This is a genomic window from Trinickia sp. (assembly GCF_036503415.1).
In the GTDB taxonomy this organism is placed as follows: domain Bacteria; phylum Pseudomonadota; class Gammaproteobacteria; order Burkholderiales; family Burkholderiaceae; genus Trinickia.
In genome coordinates this window covers 33291-44077 of the sequence record NZ_DASXWY010000069.1, presented here as the reverse complement: position 1 = coordinate 44077, position 10787 = coordinate 33291, and the positions used below count along the sequence as shown (strand labels likewise).

The window sequence follows — 10787 nt, the reverse complement described above, 5'->3', positions numbered from 1 at the left end:
TCGGTGATCGCCGCGGCAACCATGCCGCCCGTGCAGGACTCCGCGGTCGTCAACATGAGCCGCGTCTCCCGTAGCTTGTTGCCGACACGGACGGCGAGTTGGTGCACAACGGAATCGGTGGCCATGGTTGTCTTCCCGCTCAACGGTTCAGATCGTCATACGCCAAAGGGCGATGACGAGCAGCGTCAGAAACGCTGCGACCAGATCGTCGATCATGATGCCGAAGCCGCCCGAGAAGTGCTGATCGAAGTAACGAATCGGCGGCGGTTTCACCATGTCGAAGAAACGAAAGATGACGAATGCGCCGAGTTGCCCCATGAACGTCTCGGGCGTCACGAAGAGCAGCACGAGCCAAAAGGCGACGATCTCATCCCAAACGACGGGAGAAGGATCGTCGATGCCGAGCCTTTTAGCGGTGAAGCCGGTGATGCCGACGCCGGCGACGAAGCCGACGGCGATCAGCGCGCCCCACTCAGCGGCAGTCAGCCGGCCCGCCAGCGCCGCGAACGAGAGCCAGGCGAACAAGGTGCCGAACGTGCCGGGCATGAGCGGTGACAAGCCGCTACCAAAGCCGAGCGAAATCACGTGAAGCGGATGCGACAACATGAACCGCACTGTCGCGCGCCGCGGGCGCGAATCGGAAGGAGGGCGGTGTGCGATGCCGTCGCCAATCATGGGATCACGCTGCATTGAAATGATCGAAACCCTGCAACTTCAGATCGAGCGGCGCATGCGACGCGTCGACCCATACAATTGCCGGTGCCTCCGAAGGAGCGAGTAAGGTCGTTATTGTACCGATGCGCGAGACTGCCACGCCTGCACGCGCGCCCGCCGCGATGACGACGTCGCGATTTTCGGGGGCAGCCGTGAAGCAGAGCTCGTAATCGTCGCCGCCCGCGATCGCGCACCGCAACTGGTCCGCGCCAGCGAGCTTGCGCAGCGCAGGGGAGCGGGGCAGCGCCTCGACGTCGACCTGCGCTTTCACGCCCGAGCGTTCGAGAATATGCAGGAGATCGCCGGCGAGCCCGTCCGATACATCGAGCGCCGCGTGCGCGACTCCTCCCAGCGCGAGCCCCAATTCGATGCGCGGTTCGGGGCGCTCGAGCGCATGGCGCAGCCGGGCCGCTTCGTCCGCATCGTATAGGCTCGCGGCCCATTCGCCACGCATGAGGCCCAACCCCGCACGCGCATCGCCGAGCGTGCCGGAGACCCAGATGTCGTCACCGGGCCGCGCGCCGTCGCGACGCAGCGCACGTTCGCGCGGCACATCGCCGAACACGGTGATGCAAAGGTTCAAGGGCCCGCGCGTCGTGTCCCCGCCGATGAGCTCGCAGCCGAAGCGCTCGGCCAGCGCGAACATGCCGTCGGCGAGGGCCGCGAGCCACGTTTCGTCAGCTGTTTCGAGTGCGAGCGCGAGCGTGAAGGCCCGCGGCTTTGCGCCCATCGCCGCAAGATCCGACAGATTCACGGCGAGCGCCTTGTGGCCCAGCGCGCGCGGATCGACATCGGGCAGGAAATGCCGGCCCTCGACGAGCATGTCGGTCGAGATGGCCAGCAGTTGATCGGCGCGCGGGGCAATCAGCGCGCAATCGTCGCCGATGCCGAGCGCCGCGGTAGCCGCGCTGCGGCGTGCGCGGCTGGCGAAAAATCGTTCGATCAGGGAAAACTCGGAAAGCGGCATGGAATCGGTACGATCGGCAGCGAAGTGGTCGATAAAATGCGGCGTCGTCACTCAAACGCGTCCGCAACGAGCGGCGTCGAGCCGGGTTCGGGCGGTCATTGCGCCCCCCGCCGGTTCGGGGAATGGCCTCGGATTGGCGCTACAATGCGTCGAATTCCGATTCCAAATCAGCACTGTAGCCTGGACTTTTCCCTCATGTCGACCAGCCCCACCAAGACGAAGTTGCGCGAAGCCGCGCTCGATTATCACGAATTCCCGTCCCCCGGCAAAATCGCCATCGCCCCCACCAAGCAGATGATCAACCAGCGCGATCTGGCGCTGGCGTATTCGCCTGGCGTGGCCTTTGCCTGCGAGGAAATCGTCGAAAACCCGCTCAACGCGGCGCGCTTCACAGCGCGCAGCAATCTCGTCGGCGTGGTCACGAACGGCACGGCGGTGCTCGGACTCGGCAACATCGGTCCGCTCGCGTCGAAGCCCGTCATGGAAGGCAAGGCGGTCCTCTTCAAGAAGTTCGCCGGCATCGACGTATTCGACATCGAAATCAACGAGACCGATCCGCACAAGCTCGTCGATGTCGTCGCGGCGCTCGAGCCGACGTTCGGCGGCATCAACCTCGAGGATATCAAGGCGCCGGATTGCTTCATCGTCGAGCGCGAGTGTCGCAAGCGCATGAAAATCCCGGTCTTTCACGACGACCAGCATGGCACGGCGATCGTCGTGGCGGCGGCCGTGACCAACGGTCTGAAGGTCGTCGGCAAGGAGATCGGCAAGGTGAAGCTCGTCGCCTCCGGTGCCGGCGCAGCTTCGCTCGCCTGCCTCGATCTGCTCGTCGATCTCGGCATGTCGCTCGAGAACATCTTCGTGACCGATCTGGCCGGCGTGGTCTACAAGGGCCGCACCGAACTCATGGATCCGGACAAGGAGCGCTTTGCGCGTGAAACGAGTGCGCGCACGCTCGCGGAAGTCATCGAAGGTGCCGATATCTTCCTGGGACTGTCGGCCGGCGGTGTGCTCAAGCCCGAGATGGCCAAGACCATGGCCGCAAAGCCGCTGATCCTCGCGCTCGCGAACCCGACGCCCGAAATCCTGCCCGAAGTCGCGCTCGAAGTGCGGCCCGACGCGGTGCTCGCCACCGGCCGCACCGACTATCCGAACCAGGTCAACAACGTCCTCTGCTTTCCGTTCATTTTCCGGGGAGCGCTCGATGCAGGGGCGACGACGGTCACGCGCGAGATGGAGATTGCCGCCGTCAACGCGATTGCCGAGCTGGCCCGCCAGGAGCAAAGCGACATCGTCGCGACGGCCTACGGCATTCAGGATCTTTCGTTCGGCCCCGAGTATCTGATTCCGAAGCCGTTCGACCCGCGCCTCATCGTCAAGATCGCGCCCGCGGTGGCCCAGGCCGCGATGGATTCCGGCGTGGCGACGCGCCCGATCGAGGATATGGAGGCGTACAAGCAGCATCTGCAGCAGTTCGTCTACCACAGCGGTACGACGATGAAGCCGATCTTCCAACAGGCGCGTAGCGTGGCGGACGGGAAAAAGCGTGTCGTGTTCGCCGAAGGGGAAGAGGAGCGCGTACTGCGCGCGGTGCAGATCGCCGTCGACGAAAAGCTGGCCAAGCCGATATTGATCGGCCGGCCGTCCGTCATCGAAAGCCGTATCGAACGCTACGGCCTGCGTTTGACCGCGGGCGTGGACTACACGGTGGTTAATACGGAGCACGACGAACGTTACCGCGAGTTCTGGCAGACCTACGCGCAAGTGATGGCGCGCAAGGGCATCAGCCACCAGATGGCGAAGCTCGAGATGCGCCGCCGCACCACGCTGATCGGCTCGATGCTGCTCGCCAAGGGCGAAGCGGACGGCATGATCTGCGGGACGATCAGCACGACGCACCGGCACCTGCACTTCATCGACCAGGTGATCGGCAAGCGCGCCGGCTGCAGTGTCTATGCGGCAATGAATGCACTCGTGCTGCCGGGTCGGCAGATCTTCCTCGTCGACACGCATGTGAACGTGGACCCGACACCCGAACAGCTCGCCGAAATCACCATCATGGCGGCCGAGGAAGTACGGCGCTTCGGTATCGAGCCGAAGGTGGCGCTCGTCTCGCATTCGAACTTCGGCACGAGCCACGCGCCGTCGGCGCAAAAGATGCGCGACACGCTTGCGCTGCTCAAGGAGCGCGCGCCGGAGCTGCAAGTGGACGGCGAGATGCACGGCGATGTGGCGCTCGATGCGAATCTGCGCAAGGAAGTGCTGCCCGAATCGACGCTCGAAGGCGATGCGAACCTGCTCGTGCTGCCGAACATCGACGCGGCCAACATTTCCTACAACCTGCTCAAGACGGCGGCGGGCAATAACATCGCGATCGGTCCTATCCTGCTCGGTGCGGCCAAGCCCGTCCATGTGTTGACCGCGTCCGCGACGGTGCGCCGCATCGTCAACATGACGGCATTGCTCGTGGCGGACGCAAACGCGGTGCGATAAGCAGGACGAGCAGGCTGCTACAACGAAGCAGGCAAAAAAAACGGCGTGCCCGCAATGGGCACGCCGAGGGCGAAAGAGAGAGAGAAACTGCCCTTAAAGCGTGAAACGACGGCTCCGTACCGCTCGACCCGCGGGGAGGCAAAGACCCGGGGCCGTCGGAACCGTCATTTGTTAGCTTATCGTAAACAGGATAAAAAATCGCCTGTTTAGGATAAAATTTCGCGCGAAAGCTGGGAAATTTCGCGGGAACTCATCCGACCCTTTCACGTAAATCCTTCATTTTCCTAACAAAGATTGCTTCCGCGGGCTGTTAGGGATAACCTTGCGTTTTTCGTGGTTTATCCGTCCTGTCGAAAACGGGGTCAGCCGGCCGATGAGCGCACAACCGGGCGCCGCCAGTGGGAAGCACTCGCGCGCGCGTAGCAGTCACGCGGGTTTCGTCGCGGCTATTGCGCTCGCGCTCAGTCTGGGATCGGTCCTGCCGCCCGGCGGCGCGGCACTCGCGCGCGAATCGGTCGCCGCGGCGCCCGCTGCAGTCGATTGGACAGGCCCGACGGTCGCGTCGCCGGAGTTGCCGCGCCAGGCGCGCGACACATTGAAGTCGATTTCAGCGGGTGGGCCTTATCGGTTCTCCAAGGATGGCATTGTCTTCGGCAACTTCGAACGGTTGCTGCCGCGGCGGCCGCGCGGCTATTACCACGAGTACACGGTTCGGACACCGGGGGCAAGGAATCGAGGCGCTCGCCGCATAGTCTGCGGGGGTCCGCCGAGGCAGATCGACAACTGCTTTTATTCGGACGACCACTACACCAGTTTTAAACGCATCATTGAATGATATCGGGATGAACGGCATGAGCGACAACATCTACGCGTACGACGGCACGGTCGCGACGGATCTTTTCGCGGCCCGCGACGGCAACCTTTTTCAGCGCGTCATGCAGATGCGCACGGGCGAAAACGGTCCGTGCAACAACGATCCGCAGCCCGGGCCTTCATCGAGCGAGGAGCCTATGAGCCTGTTCTCGACGGTGCGGCCGAATATCGTCCAATCGATCCGCGCGTTTCGCGTGCAGGATCTCGCCGACGAAGCGAACCGGCTCGGCGAGCATTTCCTCTATGCCTATTGCGGCAACGCGAACTCGAAGCAAGAAGTGCTCGAGACGATTTCCACGTCCTTTTTCTTTCCGAAGCATTTCGGCAAGAACTACGACGCGCTTTACGACTGTCTCACCGATCTCGTTCACAAGGCCGGTCCCCAGCCAGGCTTCGTGATCGTGCTCGAGGCACTGCCCATTGCGCAAAAGTTCGACAAGGAAGGTCGCGAGACGCTGCTCGACGTGTTCCGCGAAGCGGCCGAATTCTGGGCCGAGCGCAAGGTCGCGTTCCGCGTGTTCTACTCGTTCGCGTAAGAACTTAAGCGCCGCCTCGAGCGCTTGCCGCTTCGGGCGGCGCTCGCCTTACTCGTGCACCGCGATCACGGCTTCGATCTCGACCGTGATGTTGCCGGGCAGCGACCCCACGCCGATGGCCGAGCGCGCATGCCGTCCGGCTTCCCCGAACACCTCGATGAAAAGATCGGAACACCCGTTGACGACGCGCGAGTGCTCCGCGAATTCCGGGGTGGCGTTCACCATCCCCAAGAGCTTGACGATGCGCTTCACGCGCCCGAGGTCCCCGAGCTCGCTCTCCATGACCGACAGCAGGTTCAGCCCGACGCGCCGGGCGTGATCGTAGGCCTCTTCGGCCGTCACCGTGGCGCCGACCTTGCCTGTCAGCAGCCGGCCGTCGTCGCCGAGCGGTCCCTGCCCCGAGAGGAACACGAGATTGCCTTCGCGCGCACTGTGCTGGAAGTTGCCGATCGCTTTCGGCACCGGTTGCAGCACCAGGCCTAGTTTGCGCAGTTGCGCATAGCAGTCGTGTGGAATCTTTGACATCGACGTTTCTCAGGAAGAAATCGGGATGAGCGGCTGGCCGGCGACGTGTTGCCAGCCGAGTCGTTCTTCGATGCGTCGGGCGGCCGACTGAACGCTCGCGCGATAACGTTCGACGCCTTCGGCGACTTTGCTTTGCGTCATGACGATCGAGATCGTGAGCACACACTCTCCGCTCGTATTGCAAACCGGCGCGGCGAGGCACGCTACCGTTGCGTCCGATTCGCCGATTTGCAGCGCGAACCGGGACTCGAAGGCCTCGCGCGAGCGCCGCGCGAGCGTGCTCGGATCGATCTGCGCGAGACCCGTCGGCGAAGGCTTGCTATGACGCGCGAAAAACGCCTCACGTTCGCCGTCGGGCAGATGGCCCACGAGCAGCCGCCCCGAGGCGGTCCAGTTGATCGGCATGCGCGAGCCCACACGCGATGTCACGCGAAAATGCCCCGGGCCTTCGACCATCTGCAGCACAACCATCATGCCTTCTTCGCGGCCGCACACCTGCACCGTTTCGCCCACGGTCTGCGACAAGCGCTCCATTTCCTCGGCCGCGACCGCGAGGTAGTCGAGCGAGCCCGCGTATGTGAGCCCATAGCCGTAAAGGCGCGGGCCGAGCCAGATCGCTCCCCCCGTCGCGCGCGTCAGCAGGTTTTTGTCGACGAGATCGTTGATGACCGCATAGATGGTAGACGGGGGCGCGCCGACCGTCTGCGCGATCTCGTATGCGGTCATCGGTCGGCCCATCTGCTGCAGGCCATCGAGGATCTGCAGCACGCGCTCGATCGCACCGGTGCGCGAACGAGCGGCTTGCACTTGACCTTCGCGACGTGCCGGTTGCCCGGCTGGCAAGCGCTCATTGTCCTCGGCACCGAGTGCTTCCGGGTTCCGACTGCTTGCCATGGCTCACATCCTGTTCAAGAGACAACTCGGGGGAGGGTTTGTGACTGATTGACGGTATCCGACGATACGCCTAGACTGATCCACAGTCAAAGATGCTATTCCGTAATTATGGAATTGGCAAGGAGGCCACAGATGGATTTCCGTCGCCGTCACGGGCTGCGCCCCGTCATCAACGTATCGGGCACGATGACCGGCCTTGGCGCTTCGATCGTGGTTGTCCCCGTCATCGAAGCCATCGCCGAGGTGCTGCCGGAGTTCGTCGAAATCGACGATCTGCAGCGCCGCGCATCCGCCGTCATCGCGGCGGCTTGCGGCAGCGAAGCCGGCTACGTCACGGCCTCCTGTTCGGCTGCCATCACGCTGACGATCGCCGCGACGATGACGGGCGATAACCTCGCCTTGATCGAGCGGCTGCCGGACACCACGGGCTTGCGAAACGAAGTCGTCGTGCAGACGGGGCATCTCGTCAACTACGGGGCGCCGATCGATCAGGCGATCCGGCTCGCCGGCGCGAAACTGGTCTCTGTCGGTGCCGCCACCGAAGCGCACGACTATCAGCTCGACGGCGCCATCGGCGAGCGCACGACCGCCGCGCTTTTCGTCGTTTCGCATCACACGCAGCAATACGGGATGATCCCCTTCGAGGAATTCGTCGCGGTGGCTCGCGCGAAGGGCGTACCCGTCATCGTCGATGCGGCCTCCGAATACGATCTGACGAGTTTTCTCGCGCGCGGCGCCGATGTCGTGCTTTATTCGGCGCACAAGTTCCTGGGCGGCGCGACAGCAGGCATCGTGGCCGGCAAAAAGGCACTCGTGCGCGCGGCCTACTTTCAAAACGGCGGCATCGGTCGAGGCTTCAAGGTGGGCAAGGAGGGGATCGTCGGCGCCATGGCGGCATTGCAAGCATGGGCGCGGCGCGACCACGATGCCGTGCGGGCGCGAGAACGTGCCTACCTCACGCTATGGCGCGATGCGCTCGCCGGCTTTGCCGGTATCCGCGCCGAAATCGACCCGGACCCGACCGGCAATCCACTCGACCGGCTCAAGATTCACGTCGATCCGAGAATCGCGCGGATCACGGCCTGGGACCTCGTCGACGCGCTCGCGAAACCGCAGGGCGACGAGCCGCCCGTCATCGCACGCGATCACGAAGCCGAGCAGCACTTCTTCTTTCTCGATCCCTGCAATCTGCATCCTGGCGAAGAGGGGATCGTCAAGGCACGTCTCGTTGCCGAGCTCGAGCGTGCCCGCGACGCGAGCGTACCGCGTATCACGCCATTCACGCAGCGCGATGCGCGTCGCACGGCGAGTAGGCTCAACTGGCCAGATTAGGCGGTCCGAGCGGGCCGCGGCGCAACCTCGCGGCCGCCGCGTGCGCCGCTTAGAGCGGCCGGCCTCGATCGCCCCGCGCGGCCCGTATAATCGGTCGCTTCGACTTTAACGGAGCGGCGCGGCGGTGTTCAGGCAGATTTTCCGGTTCGCCATAGCGGGCGTCCTCGGCTTCATCGTTGACGCGGGCGTCCTATGGATCGCGCTTCGCCTCGGTCTCGGGTATTTCGCGGGGCGCACGGTCTCGTTTTTGGCGGCTGTCTGGACGACATGGCAGGTCAACCGGCGTTTCACGTTTTCGGAGCGAAGCGGCGGCTCGGTATGGCATGAGTGGTGGCGGTACCTTTCGGCGATGTCCGTGGGCGGCTGCGTCAACTATGCCGCGTACAGCGTGGTGGTGCTCACGCAGCCGCGAACCGCGTTTCTTCCGTTTATCGGGGTCGCCGCCGGTTCCATTGCCGGCTTGTTCGTCAACTTCGTGTCGGCCCGCTGGTGGGTGTTTCGACATCGACGGGAACAGCAGCAACCGCACCCCTGACTTCGCGGTCTACCAACCGCCCCACCGCGCGGCGAGCGCGGCCAGGACTGCAATGCCGGCCGTTTCCGTGCGCAGCACGCGCGGCCCCAGCGCAATCGGCGTGAATCCACGTGTCGCCGCGGCGACTTCCTCCTCCGGCGCGAGGCCTCCCTCCGGGCCGATCAGCACGGTCACGGCCGCGCAGGGTGCCCTCGTGGGCAACGTGTCGAAAGGCTGTGCCCCGCGCGGCGAGAGCATCAACCGCAGCTCACCGTCGCCGGGTGCGGCCGGCAGCGCCTCGAGCCAAGCCAACAGTTCGCGCGGCGGCTCGACTTGCGGCACGCGATTGCGGCCGCATTGCTCGCACGCGGCCGCAATGAGCGCCTGCCAATGCGCCTGGCGACGGGCGGCGCGCTCGCCCGCGAGGCGCACGACGGCGCGCGCCGTTCCGATCGGCACGATATGCGATGCGCCGAGCTCGATTGCCTTTTCGATGAGCCAGTCCATTTTGTCGCCGCCGGCGATGCCTTGCGCAAGCGTGATCCGGTAGGGCGGTTCCGCTTCGACGGCGACAAATGCGCCGAGCTCCACGGTGGCCGAGCGCTTGCCCAGCTCGGCGAGCCGCGCATCGTACTGGCCGCCTTGGCCGTTGAATAACGTGAGCGCATCGCCGGGCTGCAAGCGCAGCACCTGGATATGACGGGCGACCTCCTCGGGCAGCGCAAGTAGCGCGCCGGTCTGCAACGGCATGTCGACAAAGAAACGGGGCATGGCGGGTGGCATCGTTCAAGAAAGACTGCGCAGCGGATGCCCGGGCGCCGCGGTGCGTCGCCTGAGGCGGCCTCAACCCGGCAACTCGGGACGCGCTTTGCGCGAAGCAGCGAGTTTAGCCTCAAGCGCGGCAGGCAATGCGAAGAGCGGGCGATGCAAGGCCGCGCCATAGTATTGGAGACCCTCGATGCGGCGCGCGGCGAGCCGGGCCTCGATCTCGTGCTTGAACAGCGCTGCGGCGTCGAGCGTGTCGCTGGCCACAGCCATCAGCCACTGCGAGCCGTAGAGCGGCACGAATGCCGACATGGTGTCGACGATGGCGAAGTGTTCGCGCAAACCCGCGATGAGCGCGGCGACGCGCCCGGCGTGAAAGTGGGGCGAGCCGAGATGCATCGAAAGGGCCGAGCGGGGCGCCAGCGCCTTTTTCAGGCGCGCGTAGAACTCGCTGGTGTAAAGCGCGGCGGCCGGCGAATCGGGTGGCGTCAAGTCGAATACGACCACATCGAATTGCTCTCTCGTGCGCGCGACGAACTGCGCCGCATCACCGATCACGAGTTCGACACGGGAATCGTCGAGGGCGCCGCGATGCACATCGCTCAGGTGGCGCCGCGCCATTTCGACGACGGCTGCGTCGAGCTCGGCCACGACGATGCGTTCGATGCTCGGGTGCATCAGCAACTGCCGCGCGGCTCCGCCGTCGCCGCCTCCGAGCACGAGCGCTTTTCTGGGTTCCGGATGCGCGAGCGCCGCCGGGTGCACCATGCACTCGTGATAGACGAACTCGTCGCCGGCGGAGGTCATCGGCCGGCCGTCCAGCGTGAACAGCACGCCCAGTTGCGGCGTGTCCCAGACCTCGATGCGCTGGTGCGGCGAAGTGACGCTTGCGAGCCGCCGCGCATGTGGGAAACCATAGACGGCATGCGCGGTCGGTCGAAACATGAGCGGGACAGGGGTGCGGGCGGTCACGGGAAGGCGCGGCGGGCGGCGCGTGCAATGAGTCGTCGACCGCTCGATTATAGGTGCCCGAACGCCGACGCGGTACCTGTGCGCGGCCAGCGGGCGGGACGCCGATCGCCCGCGAGGCAGGCCGGCAAAAGGGGGCATCTGTTAGAATGGCATGCTTTGCAGCCCCGTCCGTTTGCTCTTTCGATCTGTCCCCGCCGTGCTC

General features: G+C 64.8%; 12 protein-coding genes. 5 read left to right on the top strand and 7 right to left on the bottom strand.

The features are described 5' to 3' along the window. From VGL01_RS09795 to thiL, 3 genes are all read right to left on the bottom strand, one after another. The coding region (locus tag VGL01_RS09795) for a CinA family protein (protein WP_331568768.1) at positions 1-125 on the bottom strand (125 nt) is incomplete at its 3' end. 22 nt (positions 126-147) lie between these two features. After that, entirely contained in the window at positions 148-690 is a 543-nt protein-coding gene (locus VGL01_RS09790; RefSeq protein ID WP_331568762.1) for a phosphatidylglycerophosphatase A, read from the bottom strand. Further along, the gene (gene thiL, locus VGL01_RS09785) at positions 680-1681 is read right to left on the bottom strand and encodes a thiamine-phosphate kinase (protein ID WP_331568766.1); all 1002 of its coding nucleotides are present in this window, start codon (positions 1679-1681) and stop codon (positions 680-682) included. The genes VGL01_RS09790 and thiL overlap by 11 nt, the downstream gene beginning before the upstream one ends. A 195-nt stretch (positions 1682-1876) precedes the next feature. On the opposite strand from thiL, the gene VGL01_RS09780 reads away from it, so the two are divergent. The 3 genes from VGL01_RS09780 (at position 1877) to VGL01_RS09770 (ending at position 5583) form a co-directional block, all read left to right on the top strand. Next, positions 1877-4174, top strand: a complete 2298-nt coding sequence (locus VGL01_RS09780) for an NADP-dependent malic enzyme (RefSeq protein WP_331568760.1) — start codon at positions 1877-1879, stop codon at positions 4172-4174. Between the two features lie 373 nt (positions 4175-4547). Further along, a complete protein-coding gene (locus tag VGL01_RS09775) occupies positions 4548-5009 on the top strand; it encodes a ribonuclease (RefSeq protein ID WP_331568758.1) in 462 nt (153 codons plus the stop codon). A 16-nt stretch (positions 5010-5025) separates the two neighbouring features. Further along, positions 5026-5583, top strand: a complete 558-nt coding sequence (locus tag VGL01_RS09770) for a barstar family protein (protein ID WP_331568756.1) — start codon at positions 5026-5028, stop codon at positions 5581-5583. 48 nt (positions 5584-5631) lie between these two features. Here the strand turns inward: VGL01_RS09770 and VGL01_RS09765 are convergent, their stop codons facing one another. Both VGL01_RS09765 and VGL01_RS09760 read right to left on the bottom strand, forming a co-directional pair. Then, positions 5632-6108: a RidA family protein gene (locus VGL01_RS09765; RefSeq protein WP_331568755.1), complete on the bottom strand. Its 477-nt coding sequence runs from the start codon at positions 6106-6108 to the stop codon at positions 5632-5634. Positions 6109-6117: 9 nt separating this feature from the next. Further along, positions 6118-7002, bottom strand: a complete 885-nt coding sequence (locus VGL01_RS09760) for an IclR family transcriptional regulator (RefSeq protein ID WP_331568754.1) — start codon at positions 7000-7002, stop codon at positions 6118-6120. Positions 7003-7134: 132 nt separating this feature from the next. Here VGL01_RS09760 and VGL01_RS09755 point away from each other — a divergent pair, with 132 nt between their 5' ends. Continuing rightward, on the top strand, positions 7135-8334 hold the full coding sequence (locus VGL01_RS09755) for an aminotransferase class V-fold PLP-dependent enzyme (protein WP_331568752.1): 1200 nt from the start codon (positions 7135-7137) through the stop codon (positions 8332-8334). 124 nt (positions 8335-8458) lie between these two features. Continuing rightward, on the top strand, positions 8459-8869 hold the full coding sequence (locus VGL01_RS09750; RefSeq protein WP_331568750.1) for a GtrA family protein: 411 nt from the start codon (positions 8459-8461) through the stop codon (positions 8867-8869). Between the two features lie 9 nt (positions 8870-8878). Here VGL01_RS09750 and VGL01_RS09745 read toward each other — a convergent pair whose 3' ends face one another. After that, entirely contained in the window at positions 8879-9619 is a 741-nt protein-coding gene (locus tag VGL01_RS09745; RefSeq protein WP_331568748.1) for a 16S rRNA (uracil(1498)-N(3))-methyltransferase, read from the bottom strand. A gap of 72 nt (positions 9620-9691) precedes the next feature. Beyond that, positions 9692-10558: a polyamine aminopropyltransferase gene (speE, locus tag VGL01_RS09740; protein ID WP_331568746.1), complete on the bottom strand. Its 867-nt coding sequence runs from the start codon at positions 10556-10558 to the stop codon at positions 9692-9694. Positions 10559-10787 lie beyond the last annotated feature (229 nt).